This is a genomic window from Pseudomonas sp. 51_B (assembly GCF_017491595.1).
GTDB lineage: Bacteria > Pseudomonadota > Gammaproteobacteria > Pseudomonadales > Pseudomonadaceae > Aquipseudomonas > Aquipseudomonas promysalinigenes.
Genome location: NZ_JAFGYW010000030.1, coordinates 18475 through 40796, shown reverse-complemented (window position 1 = coordinate 40796; position 22322 = coordinate 18475). Strand labels below are relative to the sequence as shown.

Sequence of the window (22322 nt, the reverse complement as noted above, 5' to 3'; positions counted from 1 at the left end):
ATGCACCACCGCTTCGACGCCCTGGCACAGCCGCCGGGCAAGCTCAGGATCCGCCAGATCGCCAGGTATGAACTGCGCACCGCGCTTGACCAAGTGCTCCACGCCTTCGGCGCGCCGGCCGCTGACCCGCACAGCCAGGCCCTGCTCCAGGGCAAAGCGCGCAAAGCGCCCGCCGATGAAGCCGCTCGCCCCGGTGACCAGAATTTGCATGTATGACTCCGCCTTGATTTCAGATGCAACAGACGTCAGCCGCCGCTACAAGGGCACCAGCCAATGCTGTGCCGTTTGCCGCAGATGTTCGGTCAGTTGCGCGAGCATTTGCCCGCCGTTGCGCCAATGATGCCAGTACAGCGGCACATCGATGGGGGTATCGCTGCAGATTTCTACCAACAGGCCATTGGCCAACTGCTCACGGGCCTGCAATTCAGGCACCAACCCCCAACCTAAGCCAGCCTCGGTCATGCGCAGAAAGCCTTCCGAAGAGGGGCACAAATGGTGCAGAAAACCGTCCTCTATTCCCAGCGATGCCAGGTAGCGATGCTGCAGGAAATCGTCCGGCCCATAGACGATCGCCGGTGTACGAGCCAACCGCTGCGCCTTAAAGCCATGGGGGAAATAGCGTTGCATGAAGGCAGGGCTAGCCAGCGCCCGGTAACGCATGGCACCCAACTGCAGGCTGCGAGCGCCCGCCACTGGGCGCTCGCTGCCACACAGGCAGGCAGCCACCTCGCCGGCACGCATGCGCTTGAGGCCCACCTCCTGGTCTTCTACCACCAGGTCAGTGAGCAACTGATGCTCGGCGCAGAAAGCGCCAATCGCCCCAGACCACCACGTCGCCAGGCTGTCGGCGTTGAGGGCGATGCGTAAGCGCTCGGGCAACCCCTGCTCGTCCAACGCTGGCACCTGACGCTGCAGGTCGCGCTCAAGCAAGCGTACCTGCTGAACGTGGTTGAGCAACTGCCGGCCCACTTCAGTCGGGCTAGGCGGGGTGGCGCGCACCAGTACCGGCTGGCCGACCCGCGCCTCGAGCAGTTTGATCCGTTGCGAAATGGCCGATTGCGACAAACCTAATACCTGTGCGGCGCGCTCGAAACCGCCTTGCTCGATCACCGCCGCCAGGGCGGCCAGCAGCTTATAGTCGAACATCGATTTTCCTAATGAGAGATCAGCTTTATTTGTTTTTCTTATACAGCGCTGCTCGCCACAATGGCCAGCATCTTCAATGGCAGTTCATAACTGGAGCACGCGCCATGTGGCAAAGCTATCTCAACGGCATGCTGGTGGCCTTCGGCCTGATCATGGCCATCGGTGCACAAAACGCCTTCGTGCTCGCTCAAAGCCTGCGCCGCGAGCACCACTTGCCCGTGGCCGCTCTGTGCATCGTCTGCGATGCCATCCTGGTGGCAGCCGGGGTGTTCGGCCTGGCCACGGTCCTGGCCCACAACCCTACCCTGCTGGCCATCGCCCGCTGGGGTGGTGCGGTGTTTCTACTGTGGTATGGGGCCAAGGCATTGCGCAGCGCCTGCGCCAAGCAAAGCCTGCAGCACCAGGAGGGCCAGGGCATGCGCTCGCGCAAGGCGGTTTTGCTCAGTGCCCTGGCCGTTACCCTGCTGAACCCCCACGTCTACCTCGACACGGTACTGCTGATTGGCTCGCTCGGTGCCCAGCAGCCAGTGCCTGGGGCTTATGTGGCAGGTGCCGCCAGCGCCTCGATGGTGTGGTTCTCGAGCCTGGCCATCGGTGCGGCGTGGCTTGCCCCGTGGCTGGCACGGCCGGCCACGTGGCGCATGCTCGATTTGATGGTGGCGGTGATGATGTTTGCCGTGGCGGCTCAGTTGATCTTCAACTGAGCTGGGGATGGTCACAGGCGCTACAAACCCCGAGACGAGCACCACCGGTCGGCGGCGGCCAACCGCTCTGGAACCTCTATTCCCTATCTTTGTTGCGTGGTTATGCGCCGGGGCCGGTGCTATGATCCAGCCCTTGCGTCGCAAAGAGTAAAAACTCGCCGACGTATATCGGGCCGCCCGTGATCGGCCTTGCGCAAACCGCAAACAGACCTGAATCAGGAGATCCACCATGGCTTTTGAATTGCCGCCGCTGCCGTACGCCCACGATGCCCTGCAGCCGCACATCTCCAAGGAAACCCTGGAGTATCACCACGACAAGCACCACAACACCTATGTCGTGAACCTGAACAACCTGGTCCCAGGCACCGAATTCGAAGGCAAGTCCCTGGAAGAGATCGTCAAGGCCTCTTCGGGCGGCATCTTCAACAACGCCGCTCAAGTCTGGAACCACACCTTCTACTGGAACTGCCTGTCGCCAAACGGCGGCGGCCAGCCGACTGGCGCCCTGGCTGATGCCATCAACGCCGCATTCGGTTCCTTCGACAAGTTCAAGGAAGAGTTCACCAAGACTTCGGTCGGCACCTTCGGTTCCGGCTGGGGCTGGCTGGTCAAGAAAGCTGACGGTTCCCTGGCCCTGGCCAGCACCATCGGCGCTGGCTGCCCGCTGACCAGCGGTGACACCCCACTGCTGACCTGCGACGTCTGGGAACACGCCTACTACATCGACTATCGCAACCTGCGTCCTAAGTACGTCGAGGCTTTCTGGAACCTGGTCAACTGGGCATTCGTTGCCGAGCAGTTCGAAGGCAAGACCTTCAAGGCCTGAGTCAATCAGCCTTGAACGAGAAGCCCGGCCAAGTGCCGGGCTTTTTTGTGCCTGGCTGATGAACCTGGGGTCTTGCTCAGCGCGCACAGCACGCTAACATCAAACGTCAGGAATTTTGATCGCGCGCACTCAAGTTGCAGGATCGAGCAACCGATACACTAGCCAAGGTCGGCTGATAGTGTATTGCCAACGTTAATGGCAAAATGCCGCCATGCGCATGGATTAAGGAAACCCCATTGAAGCTGGAATTGCGGAACAGCTTGTCGGTCAAGTTGCTCAGGGTCGTGCTCCTTTCAGCGCTGGCCGTTGGCGTGGTCCTCAGTTGCGCGCAAATCGTCTATGACACCTACAAGATACGCCAAGCCGTCAACAACGACGCTCAACGTATCCTCGACATGTTCCGCGACCCTTCCACCCAGGCGGTGTACAGCCTCGACAGGGAAATGGGCATGCAAGTGATGGAAGGCCTGTTCCAGGACAAGTCGGTGCGCATGGCCTCGATCGGCCACCCCAATGAAACCATGCTGGCCGAGAAGTCTCGCCCCCTCCAGGATATGCCGATGCGCTGGCTGACCGACCTGATCCTCGGGCAGGAGCGCGCCTACACAACTCAGCTGGTCGGCCGAGGCCCCTACAGCGAGTACTACGGCGACCTGAGCATCACCCTCGATACCGCGGCTTATGGCGAACAGTTTCTCATCAACGCGGTGATCATCTTCATTTCCGGGGTACTGCGAGCCCTGGCGATGGGCTTGGTGCTTTATTTGGTCTATCACTGGCTGCTGACCAAACCGCTGTCCAAGATCATCGAGCACCTGACCCAGATCAACCCGGATCGCCCGAGCCAGCATCAGATACCGCTGCTCAAGGGGCACGAGAAGAATGAGCTGGGCATCTGGGTCAACACCGCCAACCAGCTGCTGGCCTCGATCGAACGCAACACCCATCTGCGCCATGAAGCCGAAAACAGCTTGCAGCGCATGGCCCAGTACGACTTTCTGACCGGGCTGCCCAACCGCCAACAGTTGCAGGCGCAACTGGACAAGATCCTGGCCGATGCCGGCCGCCTGCAGCATCGGGTGGCGGTACTGTGCGTGGGTCTGGACGACTTCAAAGGTATCAACGAGCAGTTCAGCTACCAGGCTGGCGACCAGTTGCTGCTGGCACTGGCCGACCGCCTGCGGGCCCACAGTGGCCGGTTGGGCGCCCTGGCGCGCCTGGGGGGCGACCAGTTCGCCATGGTCCAGGCCAATATCGAACAGCCGTACGAGGCGGCAGAACTGGCCCAGAGTATCCTCGACGACCTGGAACAACCGTTCGGGCTGGACCTGCAGCAGATCCGCCTACGCGCCACCATCGGCATCACCTTGTTCCCTGAAGACGGTGACAGTACCGAAAAGCTGTTGCAGAAGGCCGAGCAGACCATGACCCTGGCCAAGGCCCGCTCGCGCAACCGCTATCAGTTCTATATCGCCAGTGTCGACAGCGAAATGCGCCGCCGCCGCGAACTGGAAAAGGACCTGCGCGAAGCCCTGCCACGCAACCAGCTGTACCTGGTTTACCAACCGCAGATCAGTTACCGCGACCAGCGCGTGGTCGGCGTAGAGGCTTTGCTGCGCTGGCAGCACCCGGAGCTGGGCATGGTCCCACCTGACCAGTTCATCCCGCTGGCCGAACAGAACGGCAGCATCATCGGTATTGGCGAATGGGTGCTCGACCAAGCCTGCCGGCAACTGCGCGAGTGGCACGACATGGGCTTCAGCGAGCTGCGCATGGCAGTCAACCTGTCCACCGTGCAGTTGCACCACAACGAACTGCCGCGGGTGGTCAACAACCTACTGCAGGCCTACCGCCTGCCCCCTCGCAGCCTGGAGCTTGAGGTTACCGAAACTGGCTTGATGGAGGACATCAGCACCGCCGCCCAGCATCTGCTTAGCCTGCGACGCTCAGGGGCGCTGATCGCCATTGATGACTTCGGCACCGGCTACTCCTCGCTCAGCTATCTCAAATCGCTGCCGCTGGACAAGATCAAGATCGACAAAAGCTTCGTCCAGGACCTGCTCGATGACGATGACGACGCGACCATCGTTCGGGCCATCATCCAGTTGGGCAAAAGCTTAGGCATGCAGGTCATCGCCGAAGGCGTGGAAACCGCCGAGCAGGAAAGCTACATCATCGCCCAAGGCTGCCATGAAGGTCAGGGTTACCACTACAGCAAGCCGTTGACCGCGCGCGAGCTGACCAGTTATCTCAAACAGGCACAGCGCAATCAGGTTTCGGTGCTGTAACGCCTGCTTCGACCAAGGGCACTGACTCGCATTTGCATGAATTGCGAGGCCACCCCTTTACAGCAAATGCAAATCTTTCGCATGATGTTGTCGTTTCGCGTGCCACGGCGCACGGCCCAACCCCATGGTCCAACCACACGACGCAGGAAACCCATAATGATTCGTATGCCTCTGGCCTCCGCCAGTCTGCTGGCCATTGCCATCGCTCTCGCAGGTTGCGGCGAAAGCAAGGATGACAAGGCCGCCGCTCCGCAAGCTCAGGCACCGGCTGCAGCCAGCACCAATGCTGCGGCGCCCGGGGCCGTCGACGAGGCGGCCGGCAAGGCCGTGGTCAAGCATTACACTGAAATGGTCTATGCCGTTTACAGCGACTCGCTGAGTACCGCCAAGACCCTGCAAGGCGCCGTGGATGCATTTCTGGCCAAGCCCAGTGAAGAAACGCTAAAAGCCGCCAAAGAGGCCTGGGCCGCCGCCCGCGTTCCATACCTGCAAAGCGAGGCATTCCGCTTCGGCAACACCATCATCGACGACTGGGAAGGACAGGTGAACGCCTGGCCTCTGGACGAAGGCCTGATCGACTACGTCGACCAGGGCTACGAACACGCCCTGGGTAACCCAGCCGGTAGTGCCAACATCATCGCCAACACCGAAATTCAAGTGGGCGAAGAGAAGGTCGACGTCAAGGACATCACCCCGCAGAAGCTGGCCAGCCTGAATGAGCTGGCGGGTTCGGAAGCCAACGTCGCCACCGGCTACCACGCCATCGAATTCCTGCTTTGGGGCCAAGACCTCAACGGCACCGGCCCGGGTGCCGGCAACCGTCCTTACACGGACTACCTGGAAGGCAATGGCGCCACTGGTGGGCACAACGACCGCCGTCGTGCCTACCTCAAGGCGGTGACCGACCTGCTGGTCAAGGACCTTGAAGAGATGGTCGGCAACTGGGCGCCGAACGTCGCCGACAACTACCGCGCCACCCTTGAAGCAGAGCCTGTGACCGATGGCTTGCGCAAGATGCTGTTCGGCATGGGCAGCCTGTCGCTGGGCGAACTGGCCGGCGAGCGCATGAAGGTTTCGTTGGAAGCCAACTCGCCTGAAGACGAGCAGGACTGCTTCAGCGACAACACCCACTACTCGCACTTCTACGATGCCAAGGGTATCCGCAACGTCTACCTGGGCGAGTACACCCGGGTCGACGGCACCAAGATGACCGGCCCGAGCCTGTCTTCGCTGGTTGCAAAAGTGGACCCTGCGACCGACGCGACCCTCAAGGCTGACCTTGAGGCCACCGAAGCGAAAATCCAGGTGATGGTCGACCACGCCCTCAAAGGTGAGCACTACGACCAGCTGATCGCCGCCGACAACGCTGCCGGCAACCAGATCGTGCGCGATGCCATCGCTTCGCTGGTCAAGCAAACCGGCTCTATCGAGCAAGCTGCCAGCAAACTGGGCATTGCCAACCTCAACCCGGACACCGCCGATCACGACTTCTGATCAGCTCTGGCGTTGCTAACAGAGGCGGCCTTCGGGCCGCCTTTTTTATGTGACCGCCTTATGGCAGCTCAAGCCCAGCGCTGCAGGTCACCTCAGAGCATGCGCAGTGTGTGGACTGACGGAAGCAGGTTCACCCGCGAGAGGGCCCACAGCGCTTGATGAAACATCGGTGTTTCACACTCTTTTCATCAGCCTAATTGCAAATTGCTCTTATTCAAACATCGCCGTCCTGCTAAGCTTGCACGCCGGTTTTTCGTCCACGTCCAGGATTGTGCATGTCCTCGCCGCTGTCCCGATTCGCCCTTTTGCTGTTGACCCTCGCCCTTGCCGCCTGTGATGACGCTGCGCGTTTTACCCAGGCCGAGCCCGGCGAAGCGTTGTCTGGCGGCCAGGCAACGGTATTGCGCAATGACCGTAACGCGTTCTCTCTACCTTCGGCCAATCTTTCGGCCGAGCGGCGGCTGGATTTCGCAGTGGGCAACAGCTTCTTCCGCAACCCATGGGTGATCGCACCGTCCACCACCACCGCGCGTGACGGCCTGGGCCCACTGTTCAACACCACGGCGTGCCAGAACTGCCACGTGCGCGATGGCCGTGGCCACCCGCCAGAGCCCGGCGACAGCAATGCCGTAGGCATGCTGGTGCGCCTGTCGATCCCCGACCAGCCTTATCTGGCCAAAGTGATCGAGCGCCTGGGCGTGGTTCCTGAACCGGTCTACGGCACACAGCTGCAGGACATGGCCATCCCAGGTGTGGCCCCAGAAGGCAAGGTCAGAGTGAGCTACAGCACCCAGACCGTGACCTTCAAGGACGGCCATACGGTGCAATTGCGCCGCCCGAGCTTGGAGATCACCCAGCTCGGCTACGGCCCGATGCACCCGGATACACGCTTCTCGGCACGCGTGGCGCCGCCGATGATCGGCCTGGGCCTGCTCGAAGCCATCCCGGAAGCGGCGATTCTGGCCAATGAGGACCCGGATGATCGCAACCATGACGGTATCCGCGGCCGCGCCAACCGGGTGTGGGACGACGCCCAAGGCAAAACTGTGGTCGGCCGTTTCGGCTGGAAGGCGGGGCAGCCGAATGTCAATCAGCAGAACGCGCACGCCTTCGTGGGCGACATGGGCCTGACCAGCACATTGCAACCAAAGGACGACTGTACAGCGGCCCAGGTCGACTGCCTGGCCGCACCCAATGGCAATGGTGAGGGCGATGAGAAGGAAGTCAGCGACAATATCCTGCGCCTGGTCACCTTCTATACCCGTAATCTGGGCGTCCCAGCCCGTCGCGACGTTGACGCGCCACACGTACTGGCGGGCAAGAACTTATTCTTCCAGGCCGGTTGCCAGGCCTGCCACGTGCCGCAGTTCACCACCGCCGCCAATACCGCGCAAGCGGAACTGGCAAGCCAGGTGATCCGCCCCTATAGCGACCTGCTGCTGCACGACATGGGCCCAGGCCTGTCTGACGAACGTACCGAATTCAGCGCCAACGGCCAGGACTGGCGTACCCCGCCCTTATGGGGGATCGGCCTGACCGAAGCAGTCAGTGGCCACACCCAGTTTCTGCACGACGGGCGCGCCCGCAATCTGCTCGAAGCCGTGCTCTGGCATGGCGGGGAAGCCCAGCGGGCGCGTGACCATGTGCTGACCTTCAATGCCGAGCAACGCGCCGCGTTGCTGGCCTTTCTGAACTCACTTTAATACGCGTAAGGAGCCGGGCATGTTCCGACCCAAACTGTTGTTCACCAGCCTCGCCGCACTCGCCTTGGGTGCTTGCTCGCCGCAAGACCCACAGGCAGTGACCTCCGCTGCGATTGCCAAGCAGGTGATCCTGCCGACCTACAGCCGCTGGGTCGAAGCCGACCGCCAATTGGCTGCCAGTGCACTGGCTTACTGTGAGGGCAAGGAAAGCTTGGACACGGCCCGCGCCGACTTCCTCAACGCGCAGAAAGCCTGGGCACAGCTGCAGCCTCTGCTGGTCGGGCCGCTGGCCGAGGGCAACCGCGCCTGGCAAGTACAGTTCTGGCCTGACAAGAAAAACCTGGTGGGGCGTCAGGTCGAACAGCTGGTCAATGGCGACAAGCCGGTCGATGCCGATGCCTTGGGCAAAGCCAGCGTGGTCGTGCGCGGCCTGTCGGCTTACGAATACATCCTGTTCGACAGCAAGCCAGACATCGCCACGGCCGAACAGAAGGCCCGGTACTGCCCACTGCTGATTGCCATCGGCGAGCATCAGAAGAACCTGGCCGAGGAAATCCTCAAAGGTTGGAACAGCACCGACGGCATGCTTTCGCAGATGACCAAGTTCCCCAACCAGCGCTATGCCGACTCCCACGAGGCGATCGCCGACCTGCTGCGCTCCCAGGTCACAGCCCTGGACACCTTGAAGAAGAAACTGGGTGCGCCAATGGGCCGTCAGAGCAAGGGCATCGCCCAGCCCCTGCAAGCCGAAGCCTGGCGTAGCCACTCCTCGCTCACCAGCCTTGAGGAAACCCTCAAAGCGGCCCAGGCAGTGTGGGTCGGGGTCGATAATCAGGGCCTGCGCGGCCTGCTGCCCGGCGATCAGAAAGCGCTGGCGCAGAAGATCGACGACGCCTACGCTACGGCCCTCAAACTGCTGGCCGACAACCACAAGACCCTCGGCGAACTGCTGGCCGACGACGCCGGCCAGCAAACGCTCAACCAGATCTACGATGCCCTGAACGCTGTTCACCGCCTGCACGAAGGCGAGCTGGCTAAAGCGCTGAACATTCAGCTGGGCTTCAATGCCAACGACGGTGACTGACCATGCTGCGACGCCAGGCCCTCAAACTCGGTAGCGTGTTGCTCAGCGCCCTGACCCTGGGCGGCTGGACCCTGTTGCGCAACAAAGGCAGCGAACCTCTGCTGCTGTCGGCGCGTGACGATGGTGACGGTAAGCACTATGCGGTCGGCTTCCGCCTGGACGGTACCCAGGTGTTCTGCACCCAGGTTGCCCAACGTTGCCATGCCATCATCAATCACCCGCAACTGCCGATCGCCCTGTTCGTAGCCCGTCGCCCGGGCACCGAAAGTTATCTGGTGGATTTACGGGACGGGCGCTTGCTGCAAACCATCACTTCGCAAGCAAACCGGCATTTCTACGGCCATGCGGTGATCCACAAAGGTGGTGAGTGGCTGTACGCCACCGAGAACGACACCACCGACCCAGGCCGTGGTGTGCTGGGCGTGTATCGCTTCGAGGGTGAGCGGCTGGTGCACACCGGCGAAATCCCGACCCACGGCATCGGCCCCCATGAAGTGGCATGGCTGCCTGATGGCGAAACGCTGGTCGTGGCCAATGGCGGCATCCGCACAGAGGCCGAAAGCCGGGTCGAGATGAACCTCGATGCGATGCAGCCAAGCCTGGTACTGATGCAGCGCGACGGCACCCTGCTGAGCAAGGAAACCCTGGCGCAGCAGATGAACAGCATTCGCCACTTGGCGGTGGGCGACGATGGCACCATCGCCGCCTGCCAGCAATTCATGGGGGCTGCCGACGAGACCGCAGAACTGCTGGCGATCAAGCGCCCCGGCGAGCCGTTCAAGGCGTTCCCAGTGCCGGAGCGGCAACTGCAATCGATGGCCCAGTACACCGCCAGCGTTGCCATCCACAGCGAACTGCGCCTGGTGGCACTGACTGCGCCGCGGGCAAATCGCCTGTTCGTCTGGGACTTGGACAGTGGTGCGGTCAAGCTCGACGCACCCATGCCTGATTGCGCCGGGGTCGGTGCGGTCGACAATGGATTCGTCGTCACTTCCGGGCAGGGCCGCTGCCGCTTCTACGATTGCCGCAAGGCCGAGCTGATAGGGCAACCGATGGAACTGCCGTCCGGGTTCTGGGACAACCATCTGCACCTGGTCTGATTCGTGCCTGGCTGCCCTGGCTGTTCGCGGCCAAGGCCGCACCTATGGGGGCTGCACAAACCCGTTGAGCGGGCAGCCCTGTAGGTGCGGTTATAGCCGCGTTGGGATCAATACAGGCAATCCCCTCCCCTTCTGCAATACTTCCATGATCCGCACGTGGGCAGGACCGCCCGTTGTCGTGCCATAACCAAAACAAACCCGCATCCAAGGAACCGGACCTATGGTACGTCGCCGCATGCTCATCATGTTGGCCGTCGTGGTGCTGATCGTGCTGGCCCTTGGGGGCTACAAAGGCTTCTCGATCTATCAGCAGATCCAGACGTTCTCTGCGCCTCGCCCGCCAATCACCGTTGCGGCGGCCGTGGCCGAAAAGCGCCAATGGCAGGAACGCCTGCCAGCAGTGGGCAGCCTCAAAGCGCTCCAGGGCGTAGAGCTGAGCCTGGAGGTTGAAGGTATCGTCAAGGCGCTGTACTTCGACTCCGGGCAGAAGGTCAAAGCCGGGCAGCCGCTGCTGCAATTGAACGATGACCAGGAAACCGCCCTGCTCGGCACCGCCCAGGCCGACCTGGGCCTGGCCAAGGTCGATTTCGGTCGCGGTAGCCAATTGGTGGGAGATGCCGCCATCTCCCGCGGCGAGTTCGATCGCTTATCCTCTCAATATCGACGCAATCAGGCAGTGGTGGAGCAGCTCAAAGCGCAGAAAACCAAGAAGAGCATCAATGCGCCATTCAGTGGCACCATCGGCATCCGCCAGGTGGACATCGGCCAATACCTGGCTGCCGGTACGGTGATTGCCACACTGCAGGATCTTTCCAGCCTGTACGTCGACTTCAACGTACCCGAGCAGGCCCTGCCCCATTTGAGCCTCGGCCAGCAGGCCCTGGTACAGGTTGCGGCGTATCCGGGCCAGACATTCCCAGCACATCTGAGCGCGATCAACCCCAAGGTCGACGAAAACACTCGTAACTTGCTGGTGCGCGCGACCCTGGCCAACCCAGACAACACATTGCTGCCGGGCATGTTCGCCAACCTGCAGGTGCTGCTGCCCGACCCGCAGCCCCAGGTGGTGGTGCCAGAAACCGCCATCACCTACACCCTATACGGCAACTCGGTGTACGTCGTCACAGCAAAAAAGGACAAAGACGGCATCGTGCAAAACGACGACAAGGGCCAACCACAGCTAAGCGCCGAGCAGCGTACGGTGCAGACCGGCGAACGCCGCGATGGCCTGGTGGTGGTCAGCAAGGGCCTGGAGGCTGGGGAGCGGGTCGTGACTGCCGGGCAACTCAAACTTACCCCAGGGGCGGCCATCCGTATTGCCCAAGACAACGCGCTCACGCCCGAGCAGCGCGCCCCTAACCACGACTGAGCAGGAGGCAGGCATGGCGTTCACCGACCCATTCATCCGCCGCCCGGTACTGGCCAGCGTGGTCAGCCTGCTGATCCTGCTGCTGGGCTTGCAGGCCTGGAACAAACTGCAGATTCGCCAGTACCCGAAACTGGAGAACGCGCTGATCACGGTAACCACTGCCTACCCCGGGGCCAACGCCGAGACCATTCAGGGCTACATTACCCAGCCGCTGCAACAGAGCCTGGCGAGTGCTGAAGGCATCGACTACATGACGTCCGTCAGCCGGCAGAACTTCTCGGTCATATCCATCTACGCGCGCATTGGCGCCGACAGCGATCGCCTGTTCACCGAACTGCTGGCCAAGGCCAACGAGGTGCGCAACCAACTGCCGCAGAACGCTGAAGACCCGGTGCTGAGCAAGGAAGCCGCCGATGCATCGGCGCTGATGTACATCAGCTTCTACAGCAAGCAAATGAGCAACCCGCAGATCACCGACTACCTGTCGCGGGTCATTCAGCCTAAGCTCGCCACTCTGCCGGGCATGGCCGAGGCAGAAATCCTCGGCAACCAGGTGTTCGCCATGCGCATCTGGCTGGACCCGGTGAAGCTTGCAGGGTTCGGCCTTTCGGCCAGCGACGTGACCGATGCCGTGCGCCGCTACAACTTTCTCTCTGCGGCAGGTGAGGTGAAAGGCCAATACGTTGTCACCAGTATCAACGCCAATACCGAGCTGAAATCGGCCGAAGCCTTTGCCGCGCTGCCACTGAAGGTCTCAGGTGACAGTCGGGTGCTGCTGGGCGATGTGGCGCGCGTGGAGATGGGCGCGGAAAACTACGATACGGTCAGCTCGTTCGATGGCACGCCATCGGTGTACATCGGCATCAAGGCCACCCCTGCGGCCAACCCGCTGGAAGTCATCAAGCAAGTGCGGCGCATCATGCCCGAGCTCGAAAGCCAGCTGCCGACCGCACTGAAGGCATCGATCGCCTATGACGCTACGCTGTTCATTCAGGCCTCCATCGACGAAGTCATCAAGACCCTCGGCGAAGCAGTGCTGATCGTCATCGTCGTGGTGTTTCTGTTCCTTGGCGCTCTGCGCTCGGTCCTGATCCCGGTGGTGACCATTCCGCTGTCGATGATCGGCGTGCTGTTCTTCATGCAGATGATGGGCTACTCACTGAACCTGTTGACGCTGCTGGCGATGGTGTTGGCCATCGGCCTGGTCGTCGACGATGCCATCGTGGTGGTGGAGAACATCCACCGGCATATGGAGCAAGGCGAGTCGCCCCTCGATGCCGCATTGCAAGGCGCACGGGAAATTGCCATGCCGGTGGTATCGATGACCATCACCCTGGCGGCGGTCTATGCCCCCATCGGCTTTTTGACCGGGCTCACAGGTGCGCTGTTCAAGGAGTTCGCCCTGACCCTGGCGGGCGCGGTGATTATCTCTGGCATTGTCGCCCTGACTTTGTCACCGATGATGTGCGCCCTGCTGCTGCGCAAAGAGCACAATCCCAGCGGGCTGGCACATCGGCTGGACCTGCTGTTCGATGGCCTCATGCGCCGTTACCAGCGTGTGCTGCATGCGACGCTGGACAGCCGCCCGGTGGTGCTGGTGTTCGCTGTAATCATCCTGTGCCTGATTCCGGTACTGCTCAAATTCACTCAGAACGAGCTGGCGCCCAATGAAGACCAAGGGGTGATCTTCATGATCAGCAGCTCACCGCAGCCAGCCAACCTCGACTACCTCAACGCCTATACAGACCAGTTCACGCCTTTGTTCAAAGGCTTTCCAGAGTACTATTCGTCGTTCCAGATCAACGGTTTCAACGGGGTGCAGAGCGGTATAGGTGGCTTTCTGCTCAAACCCTGGAACGAACGCGAGCGCACGCAGATGGAGTTGTTGCCGCAGGTACAGGCCAAGCTCTCAGAGATCGCTGGGTTGCAGATATTCGGTTTCAACCTGCCGTCGCTACCGGGCACCGGCGAGGGCCTGCCGTTCCAGTTCGTGATCAACACCGCCGGGGATTACACAGCCCTGCTGGAAGTCGCCCAGCGCGTCAAGCAACGTGCACAGGCCTCGGGCAAATTCGCCTTCCTGGACATTGATCTGGCGTTCGACAAACCCGAGGTGCTGGTCGACATCGACCGGGCCAAGGCGGCGCAGATGGGCGTGTCCATGGATACCCTGGGCAACACGCTGGGCACCCTGCTGGGCGAGGCGGAAATCAACCGCTTCACCCTGGAGGGCCGCAGCTACAAGGTGATTGCCCAAGTGGAGCGGCCTTACCGTGACAACCCAGGCTGGCTCGACAATTACTACGTGAAGAACCAGCAAGGGCAGTTGCTGCCCTTGTCCACGCTGATCACGGTCACTGACCGAGCCCGCCCACGCCAGCTCAATCAGTTCCAGCAACTGAACTCGGCGATCATCCAGGGTGTGCCGATCGTCAGTATTGGCGATGCGTTGCAGACAGTGCAGCAGATCGCCCAGGAAGAAGCGCCGGAGGGGTTTTCGTTCGACTATGCAGGGACCGCGCGGCAGTTCGTGCAGGAAGGCAGTGCGCTGTGGGTAACCTTTGGCCTGGCACTTGCGATCATCTTTTTGGTGCTGGCGGCACAATTCGAGAGCTTCCGCGCCCCCTTGGTGATTCTGGTGACCGTACCGTTATCGATCTGTGGCGCGCTGCTACCCTTGTTCCTGGGCATCTCCAGCATGAACATCTATACCCAGGTGGGGCTGGTGACGCTCATCGGCCTGATCAGCAAGCATGGCATCCTGATCGTCGAATTCGCCAACCAATTGCGCGATGAAAAAGCACTGGATGTACGCGAGGCCATCGAACAAGCGGCTGCCATTCGCCTGCGGCCGGTGCTGATGACCACCGCAGCGATGGTCTTCGGCATGGTCCCGCTGATCCTGGCCAGTGGCGCTGGTGCGGTTAGCCGCTTCGATATCGGCACGGTGATCGCCACCGGGATGTCCATCGGCACCCTGTTCACCCTCTTCGTGCTGCCCTGCATCTACACCTTGCTGGCACACAAATCCCAAGCCACCGAGCCTGTTGTTAGCTGACCTGTTCCCCGACTGCCCGCTACAAGCTTTGCAGGGTGATTAGCCACAATAAAAAAGACCTCGCGAGTGCGAGGCCTTTGTGTGCTCGAGCGCTATCAGCCGAACGGCCGCAGTCCCTGGCGCATGCCGAAAAGAAACAACAGCAGGTCATGGTCCGGTTGGGCCTGGCTTTGCTGTGCCTTGACCGCACGCGGCACCGCGCACTGGTCAGCCTTGCTGAAAACCACTGGCCGCGGCTGCTCCCAGGCAGCTACCGCCATCGTGGTCACCGCCAGCCCACCTGCCATGAACAAAGCTCGAGCGATTTCTAGTTTCATTACCCTAACCCTTTGACAGCGCTGCCAAACGCCATCTGATAAAAGTAGAGCAGCCTTTGCCATTCCGTGTCGTTGAGCGACGAGTGGCGGCGCAGTTGGCGCAGGTCATTGCCTGCTGCCCGCTGACAGCTGATGCGTCGTCTGCATTTCTCCAGATCCAGCAATGCGACTTCGACGCGAGCCTGCTCACCCTCGCCGATCACCTTGACGAAAACGTGCTTGCCGTACAGGCAGCCATGCTGCCAGTGCCCCAGGTGCATGCGAGCCAAGTTTTCGGCCAGGTCCTTGAGCATGCGCTCATGAACCACCTGCGGGTAGCGTTCACGGGCCCCTTGGGCATGCCAGGTATCCAGTTCGACGAAGCCGTCCAGGGCCTCACTGACCAGCAGCGCCCGCCATTGGTGCTGAGCATCACGCTCGGCGCCGCAGAACACGATGCGCGGCACACGCACACCCAATTGCTCGAAACTGTTCAGGGCATCGAGCTCGCGCAACACGGTAGGCCTACCGAATGGGTGCAGCAGGCTGCGATAGATATGGCCAACTTGACGTTTGGCGTACAGCACCTTGCCATTGCCATCATCGAGCCTTTGCACACCACTTTCACCACCACGCCGCTGGTTGGGTTCCTCTACCCATTCACCCTGCTGGCGCCAGTAATAATCGAACCGTGAATCCCCGTTTTGGGTTACAGCCATCAAACACTACCCCTTACGTAATACATAGACTCGCCACATGGCATAGAACGGCAGGAAGTCGAGGTGCTCCTGGATTCTGAAGCCGGCGGCCTTGAATTCTGCTTCAACCGTTTCTGCCGGTAACACGAACCGGTTCTGATAGCTGCCCTGCTCGGCCCTGGCCAGGCGCTTTTGCTCAAGCTTGCTGCGCCGCCAGGCCTTGAAGTTGCCGTCCACCCACAATGACAGGATTACACTGTCACGGCTAACCCTTTGAAACTCACGAAGAATGGTTTTGCGGTGAGCCGCCTCGCCGATGTGGTGAAACAGCCGCATGCAAAAGATGCTGTCCACGGAATTGTCCGGCAAGTCGATCGCGAATGCAGAGGTTTGCAAAGGCCGTACCCGCGCAACCACCTCTGGCGGCTGTGCGGCACAGGCTGTCTGAATCATCGCCTGGGAATTGTCGGCACCGATGATCACCCGGTTGGGCTTTTCTGCCAGCAATGGCCAGAAACGGCCCGCGCCACACGGCAGATCGAGGACCAGCCCCGGGTCTGCGGCCAACGCCAGAGCGCGGCGGGCCAACTGCTCGTCACGCAGGTGGGAGAGGCGCCGGGCTAATCCATCCTTGTGCTTGAGAAAGTATGCCCTGGCGTGCTGCTGGTCGTACTTCTCGGAAAATTCAAGTTTGATCGGACTGCGCATCGGGTAGCTCCTGTTTCCAATGCGCCCCACGTTAGGCAGCAAGGCGTTGGAAACAGGTCATACCGATGTGAAAATAGCGTCATGCTCCGCTAAGGATGTTTCAGCCTATTACTGCGAAGGATCGGTCTTTTCCGCGCTCTGGCTCAGATCCACCTGGAAGCGGCAACCGTGCGGTGCAGTGGAGGTCAATGTCACTCGCCAGCCTTGGTCATCGCAGATCCGCTGCACCAGCGACAGGCCCAGGCCAAGGCCTTCACCGCGCCGCTCCTCGCCACGCACGAAAGGCTTGAACATTGCCTCGCGCTGCTCCTCCGGGATACCTACACCACTGTCTTCGACACTGAAACCACTGGCCTGGAGGGTCAGACGGATGTAACCACTGTCGGTGTAATGGGCAGCATTGCGCAGCAAGTTGCCCATCACCGAATGCAGGAAGGTAGCGTTGTACAGCAATGGCCCTGCGCTGGCCTGGCCGTCGAAGTGCAGCGTCAGCCCTTTTTGCTCGATGGTGTCGCGCCACACCCCGATCAAGTCTTCGGCGACTTCACACAGCGTGGCCTGAGACGCCACGGCCCCCTGATCACGCTGGGCACGCGCGAGCATCAGGAAGGTCTTGACCAGCTCGCGCATCTCTTCGGTGGCACGGGCAATGCGGTCCACCTGATTGCGCGAGCGCGTGTCCAGATTGGGGTTTTCCATCAACAGTTCGCACGAGGTGGCCAGCACCATCAACGGCGTGCGCAGTTCATGGCTGACATCACTGGTGAACAAGCGCTCACGAGTCAACGCATCCCGCAGCCGGCCCAGGGTATCGTCGAAAGCAACCGCCAACTGGCCGACTTCATCGGCGGCGTAGTCGGGTGCCAAGGGCGGGGCCAAGCCCAGCAACTGATCGCGATGACGAACTTGCCGCGCCAAGCGGATAACGGGTGCCATCACCCGGCGCGCAAGCAGCCAGCCGAGCACCACCGCCAGTACCAGGCTCAGTACGAAGCCCACCACCACCACAGCGAACAGTACACGCTCGCGCTCTTCGAAATCACTTTGATCCTGCAGCAGCACGTAGCGCCGACCATCGACGATCTCGACCATTGCATGGTAGGAAAGCTGGTCGCGAAACACCTCATGAAACCCTGCGTCGAGGTGGCGCAGGTCTTTGGGCAACTCGAAATCATCGCGCCCGCCACTGAAGTAAAACAACTGGTCGGGCCTTGGCCGGTGGCTCCAATCGCTGATGCTGTCCATACGCAGCAAACGCTGCAGGTCACCGCCGAGCACCGAAGAAATGAGGCGTTCCTCGACCAGGTGCACGGTGGCGACGATCCCGAAGGCGAAGGCGCCTGCCACCAGTGCGCTCATCAGCGCAAAGGCGATGATGATGCGTTGGGCAAGGCTTTGCTTAAACTCCATCACGGCCCTCGGCGAGGCGATAGCCGACGCCATGGACGGTATGCAACAGCGGTTTGTCGAACGGTTTGTCGATCACTTGGCGCAACTGATGCACATGGCTACGCAGGCTGTCGCTGTCTGGGCAATCATCACCCCAAAGCGCTTCTTCGAGCACCTCGCGGCGCAGCACGTGCGGGCTTTTCTGCATCAGCACTGCCAACAGCTTCAAGCCGACCGGGTTGAGCTTGAGCAGGCGACTTTGGCGGGTGACTTCCAGGGTGTCGAGGTCATAGCTCAAGTCGGCAACCTGCAGGGTCCGCCGCCCACCGCCCTGGGCTCGGCGCAGCACCGCTTCGATGCGTGCAGCCAGCTCGGAGAGTGCAAAAGGCTTGAGCAGGTAATCATCGGCACCGGAGCGGAAACCCTGCAAGCGATCGTCCAGCTGGTCTCGGGCGGTCAGCATGATCACCGGGGTGTCACGGCGGGCGTCCTCACGCAGGCGCTTGCACAGGGTATAACCATCGATCCCCGGTAGCATGATGTCCAGCACAATCAGGTCGTAATGCTCGGTTGCAGCCAGGTGCAGGCCCGACAGGCCGTCCTGGGCGCAGTCGACGGTGTAGCCCTTCATGCCCAGGTAATCGGCAAGGTTGGCCAGAATATCGCGGTTGTCTTCAACCAAAAGAATACGCATCGGGTTCTCCTGTGCGGCGCTTCGCTTGGGTGCGCGGCAGGCGCAGCTTAAGGCCATCGTCGGGACTGTACCAGCCCTTGGTCAAATTCAGCGAACTTGACAGTTTTTTCACTGATCCTTCACGGACAGAGCATAGCGCCCGCCTGACAATGCCCGGTCTTTTTATCCCTGGAGTCGTCATGCAACAACGCACGCGTTCGCGCCCGATCAATCTCTGGCTGTACCTTGGCGTACCAGTAGCGGTCGCCGTGGCTTTGCTCCTGCTGGAGCTGACTTCGATCGACATGGATATCGCCAACCTGTTCTTCGACCCCGCCGCCGGGCAGTTCATAGGCCGTCACAGCTACCTGCTGGAAACCGTCATGCATGACCGGGTCAAGCAGGGCGTCATACTGCTTGGGCTGATTTCGCTGGCCGCGTTCGGCTGCAGCTTCTTCTTCAAACGCCTGTTCGGCTGGCGCCGCGAGCTGGGTTGCCTGGTATTGGCGCTTGGGCTGTCGACCGCCTTCGTTACCCCGCTGAAGAAGGTGACTCAGGTGCAATGCCCTTGGAGCCTGACTCAGTTCGGTGGCACCGAAACGTACAGCAAGCTGCTGGAACACCGCCCGGCCACCGACAAGCCGGGGCTGTGCTGGCCGGGTGGGCATGCGGCCACCGGTTTTTGCCTGTTTGGCCTGTTTTTCATGCTGCGTGATCGCAAGCCAAAACTGGCGCGCGCCGCCTTCTGCCTGGCCCTGGTGGCAGGCTCCACGCTGGGCTTGGGCAGGATGTTGCAGGGCGCGCATTTCCTGTCGCACAACGTGTGGACGGCGGTTTTCTGCTGGTTGATCGGCTTGGGTTCGTACTATCTGGTGCTGTACCGCCGGAACCCGGCTCAAGTACCTGCCAGCGAACAGCGCCTGGCCTGACGCAAAGCCGCCTGGCGGCATATTCCCAACGCACACAAAAAAGCCCCGGTTCTCTCGAACCGGGGCTTTCATGGTGCAGGGGGTAAGGCTGGCTTACATCATGCCGCCCATGCCACCCATACCGCCCATGTCAGGCATGCCAGCAGCTGGCTTGTCTTCCGGCAGGTCGGCAACCATGGCTTCGGTGGTGATCATCAGACCGCCAATCGAAGCTGCAGCTTGCAGAGCCGAACGGGTGACCTTGGCTGGGTCGAGGATACCCATCTCGATCATGTCGCCGTATTCGCCGGTAGCGGCGTTGTAGCCGTAGTTGCCCGAACCTTGCTTGACCTTGTCGGCCACCACGCTTGGCTCGTCGCCGGCGTTGGCAGTGATCTGGCGCAGCGGAGCTTCAACAGCACGACGCAGCAGGGAGATACCGACGTTCTGGTCTTCGTTGTCGCCTTTGAGGTCGACAATGGCAGCCAGGGCGCGAACCAGGGCTACACCACCGCCAGGCACCACGCCTTCTTCGACGGCTGCACGGGTAGCGTGCAGGGCGTCTTCAACGCGGGCTTTCTTCTCTTTCATCTCAACTTCGGTGCCTGCACCGACTTTGATCACGGCAACACCGCCAGCCAGTTTGGCCAGACGCTCTTGCAGCTTCTCACGGTCGTAGTCCGAAGACGTCTCTTCGATCTGGGCGCGGATCTGCTTGACGCGTGCTTCGATGTCGGCGTCAACACCAGCACCGTCGATGATGGTGGTGTTTTCCTTGGACAGGATGACGCGCTTGGCGTTACCCAGGTGCTCCAGGGTGGTGGTTTCCAGGGTCAGGCCGATTTCTTCGGAGATTACCTGGCCACCGGTCAGGACGGCGATGTCTTGCAGCATGGCCTTGCGGCGGTCGCCGAAGCCAGGCGCCTTGACGGCAGCAACCTTGACGATGCCGCGCATGTTGTTGACCACCAGAGTAGCCAGGGCTTCGCCTTCGACGTCTTCTGCAACGATCAGCAGTGGGCGGCCGGCTTTGGCAACAGCTTCCAGAACAGGCAGCAGTTCACGGATGTTGGAGATCTTCTTGTCAACCAGCAGCAGCAGCGGGCTTTCCAGCTCGGCAACCATGGTGTCTGGCTTGTTGACGAAGTATGGCGACAGGTAGCCACGGTCGAACTGCATGCCTTCTACGACGGACAGTTCGTTTTCCAGGCCCGAGCCTTCTTCAACGGTGATCACGCCTTCCTTGCCGACTTTTTCCATGGCTTCGGCGATGATTTCACCGATGGAGTTGTCGGAGTTGGCGGAGATGGTGCCTACCTGAGCGATGGCCTTGGAGTCGGCGCATGGCTTGGACAGGTTTTTCAGCTCGGCGACAACGGCAGCAGTGGCCTTGTCGATGCCGCGCTTCAGGTCCATCGGGTTCATGCCGGCAGCAACGGCTTTCAGGCCTTCGTTGACGATGGCTTGAGCCAGAACGGTAGCGGTGGTGGTGCCATCACCGGCTGCATCGTTGGCCTTGGAAGCAACTTCCTTGACCAGCTGAGCGCCCATGTTTTCGAAGGCGTCTTTGAGCTCGATTTCTTTGGCGACGGAAACGCCGTCCTTGGTGATGGTCGGAGCGCCGAAGCTCTTGGCCAGCACTACGTTACGACCTTTCGGGCCGAGGGTCGCTTTTACCGCGTCAGCCAGAACGTTGACACCAACCAGCATTTTCTTACGAGCGGAATCGCCGAATTTTACGTCTTTAGCAGCCATGATCGTTTAATCCTTGAAAATCTTTGGAGTAACGGGAAGTCGGGGGAAATCAGCCTTCGATAACGGCGAGGATTTCGTTCTCAGCCATGACCAGCAGGTCTTCGCCATCGACTTTCACGGTGTTGCTGCCCGAGTAAGGGCCGAATACCACTTTGTCACCGACCTTGACGGCCAGTGCACGTACTTCGCCGTTTTCCAGAACGCGACCGGTGCCAACAGCAACGACTTCGCCGCGGTTTGGTTTTTCAGCGGCCGAACCCGGCAGGACGATACCGCCAGCGGTTTTCGATTCTTCTTCGCTGCGACGGATGACTACGCGGTCATGCAGAGGACGAAGCTTCATTGTCGATCTCTCCCAAATTGTGGTTTTCATCGGCCGGTATCGACACCGGCGGGTTGATGCAGTCCGGCGTTGCCGGTAGGGGCCCGCCAACGGCGAACCACCTGTGTCATGTCTGGTGTTTTCACCAGTAACCTTGCGGTGACCACATACATAAGGCCGCCATATTCAATTACAAGGCTTGGTATGCAAATTTTTTCAGCAGGCTATAAAACAACGGGGCCGCTGATGCGGCCCCGCAGGTGACGGGTCTGGTTACTTGTCGCGGCGCTCGTATTCGCCTTCGATCACGTTCGGGCGATGTCCGCCGTCGCGGGGCTGCGCCTGAAACGGGTCGTCCTGAAACGCCCGCTGGCGCATGGCTTGGGCCTGGGCCCGCTCGCGCAGCTTGCGGGCTGCCAAATGGCGAGTGAACGGCAGCAGGCACAGCAGGCCCAGTACGTCACTGATGAAACCTGGCAGCAACAACAGCCCACCACCGACAGCCAGCATCAAGCCCTGGAACATGTCCTCAGCGGGCAATTCGCCGCGCTGCAGGCTTTCCCGGGCACGCAGGGCGGTGGCCAAGCCAGCCACTCGCATCACCAGCACACCCAGGGCGGAGCCGGCGATGATCAACAGCAGCGCCGGAAAGAAGCCGATCGCGGCGCTGACTTTGACGAAGACAAACAGCTCAAGCACCGGGAACAACAGAAACAGCAATAAAAAAGCACGCATCAAAGCATTCCTCGTTGGAAGAAACCCTTCCCCTAAGACCTCCAGATGGATGCGTCAGCTCGCAAT

General features: G+C 61.0%; 20 protein-coding genes. 10 read left to right on the top strand and 10 right to left on the bottom strand.

Annotation, left to right across the window (positions count from 1 at the left end; all coding sequences use genetic code 11):
• Both J5M56_RS21540 and J5M56_RS21535 read right to left on the bottom strand, forming a co-directional pair.
• The coding region (locus J5M56_RS21540; protein WP_207937749.1) for an NAD-dependent epimerase/dehydratase family protein at positions 1-210 on the bottom strand (210 nt) is incomplete at its 3' end.
• Between the two features lie 45 nt (positions 211-255).
• Positions 256-1146, bottom strand: a complete 891-nt coding sequence (locus J5M56_RS21535) for a LysR family transcriptional regulator ArgP (protein WP_207937748.1) — start codon at positions 1144-1146, stop codon at positions 256-258.
• Between the two features lie 104 nt (positions 1147-1250).
• On the opposite strand from J5M56_RS21535, the gene J5M56_RS21530 reads away from it, so the two are divergent.
• The 9 genes from J5M56_RS21530 to J5M56_RS21490 all read left to right on the top strand — a co-directional run bounded on the left by J5M56_RS21530 (position 1251) and on the right by J5M56_RS21490 (position 14772).
• Positions 1251-1850, top strand: a complete 600-nt coding sequence (locus tag J5M56_RS21530; RefSeq protein ID WP_186477512.1) for a LysE/ArgO family amino acid transporter — start codon at positions 1251-1253, stop codon at positions 1848-1850.
• A gap of 229 nt (positions 1851-2079) precedes the next feature.
• Positions 2080-2676, top strand: coding sequence for a Fe-Mn family superoxide dismutase (locus J5M56_RS21525; RefSeq protein WP_009686825.1), 597 nt, complete (start codon positions 2080-2082; stop codon positions 2674-2676).
• Between the two features lie 236 nt (positions 2677-2912).
• Positions 2913-4964: a bifunctional diguanylate cyclase/phosphodiesterase gene (locus J5M56_RS21520; protein ID WP_186477511.1), complete on the top strand. Its 2052-nt coding sequence runs from the start codon at positions 2913-2915 to the stop codon at positions 4962-4964.
• A 156-nt stretch (positions 4965-5120) separates the two neighbouring features.
• The gene (locus tag J5M56_RS21515; RefSeq protein WP_186477510.1) at positions 5121-6458 is read left to right on the top strand and encodes an imelysin family protein; all 1338 of its coding nucleotides are present in this window, start codon (positions 5121-5123) and stop codon (positions 6456-6458) included.
• Positions 6459-6733: 275 nt separating this feature from the next.
• Positions 6734-8161 (top strand): di-heme oxidoredictase family protein, encoded by a 1428-nt coding sequence (locus J5M56_RS21510; RefSeq protein ID WP_207937747.1) that lies wholly within the window; start codon positions 6734-6736, stop codon positions 8159-8161.
• Between the two features lie 19 nt (positions 8162-8180).
• Positions 8181-9245, top strand: a complete 1065-nt coding sequence (locus tag J5M56_RS21505; RefSeq protein WP_207937746.1) for an imelysin family protein — start codon at positions 8181-8183, stop codon at positions 9243-9245.
• 2 nt (positions 9246-9247) lie between these two features.
• The gene (locus J5M56_RS21500; RefSeq protein ID WP_207937745.1) at positions 9248-10345 is read left to right on the top strand and encodes a DUF1513 domain-containing protein; all 1098 of its coding nucleotides are present in this window, start codon (positions 9248-9250) and stop codon (positions 10343-10345) included.
• A 220-nt stretch (positions 10346-10565) separates the two neighbouring features.
• The gene (locus J5M56_RS21495) at positions 10566-11714 is read left to right on the top strand and encodes an efflux RND transporter periplasmic adaptor subunit (protein ID WP_207937744.1); all 1149 of its coding nucleotides are present in this window, start codon (positions 10566-10568) and stop codon (positions 11712-11714) included.
• Between the two features lie 13 nt (positions 11715-11727).
• The gene (locus J5M56_RS21490; protein WP_207937743.1) at positions 11728-14772 is read left to right on the top strand and encodes a multidrug efflux RND transporter permease subunit; all 3045 of its coding nucleotides are present in this window, start codon (positions 11728-11730) and stop codon (positions 14770-14772) included.
• A 95-nt stretch (positions 14773-14867) separates the two neighbouring features.
• Here the strand turns inward: J5M56_RS21490 and J5M56_RS21485 are convergent, their stop codons facing one another.
• From J5M56_RS21485 to colR, 5 genes are all read right to left on the bottom strand, one after another.
• Positions 14868-15089 (bottom strand): hypothetical protein, encoded by a 222-nt coding sequence (locus J5M56_RS21485; protein WP_207937742.1) that lies wholly within the window; start codon positions 15087-15089, stop codon positions 14868-14870.
• Positions 15089-15787: a lipopolysaccharide kinase InaA family protein gene (locus J5M56_RS21480; protein ID WP_186477503.1), complete on the bottom strand. Its 699-nt coding sequence runs from the start codon at positions 15785-15787 to the stop codon at positions 15089-15091. Before J5M56_RS21480 ends, J5M56_RS21485 begins: the two co-directional genes overlap by 1 nt.
• 6 nt (positions 15788-15793) lie before the next feature.
• Positions 15794-16474, bottom strand: coding sequence for a class I SAM-dependent methyltransferase (locus J5M56_RS21475; RefSeq protein ID WP_207937741.1), 681 nt, complete (start codon positions 16472-16474; stop codon positions 15794-15796).
• 108 nt (positions 16475-16582) lie between these two features.
• Complete coding sequence (locus tag J5M56_RS21470) at positions 16583-17884, bottom strand: HAMP domain-containing sensor histidine kinase (RefSeq protein ID WP_207937740.1); 1302 nt, start codon at positions 17882-17884, stop codon at positions 16583-16585.
• The gene (colR, locus tag J5M56_RS21465) at positions 17874-18557 is read right to left on the bottom strand and encodes a two-component system response regulator ColR (RefSeq protein WP_060478108.1); all 684 of its coding nucleotides are present in this window, start codon (positions 18555-18557) and stop codon (positions 17874-17876) included. Before colR ends, J5M56_RS21470 begins: the two co-directional genes overlap by 11 nt.
• 179 nt (positions 18558-18736) lie before the next feature.
• Here colR and J5M56_RS21460 point away from each other — a divergent pair, with 179 nt between their 5' ends.
• Entirely contained in the window at positions 18737-19465 is a 729-nt protein-coding gene (locus J5M56_RS21460) for a phosphatase PAP2 family protein (RefSeq protein WP_186477501.1), read from the top strand.
• A 93-nt stretch (positions 19466-19558) separates the two neighbouring features.
• Here J5M56_RS21460 and groL read toward each other — a convergent pair whose 3' ends face one another.
• From groL to J5M56_RS21445, 3 genes are all read right to left on the bottom strand, one after another.
• Positions 19559-21199 carry a chaperonin GroEL gene (gene groL / locus J5M56_RS21455; protein WP_060478110.1) on the bottom strand — a complete coding sequence of 547 codons (1641 nt, stop codon included), beginning with the start codon at positions 21197-21199 and terminating at the stop codon, positions 19559-19561.
• 49 nt (positions 21200-21248) lie between these two features.
• Positions 21249-21542, bottom strand: a complete 294-nt coding sequence (locus tag J5M56_RS21450; RefSeq protein WP_009684394.1) for a co-chaperone GroES — start codon at positions 21540-21542, stop codon at positions 21249-21251.
• Between the two features lie 252 nt (positions 21543-21794).
• On the bottom strand, positions 21795-22256 hold the full coding sequence (locus J5M56_RS21445) for an FxsA family protein (RefSeq protein WP_060478111.1): 462 nt from the start codon (positions 22254-22256) through the stop codon (positions 21795-21797).
• Positions 22257-22322 lie beyond the last annotated feature (66 nt).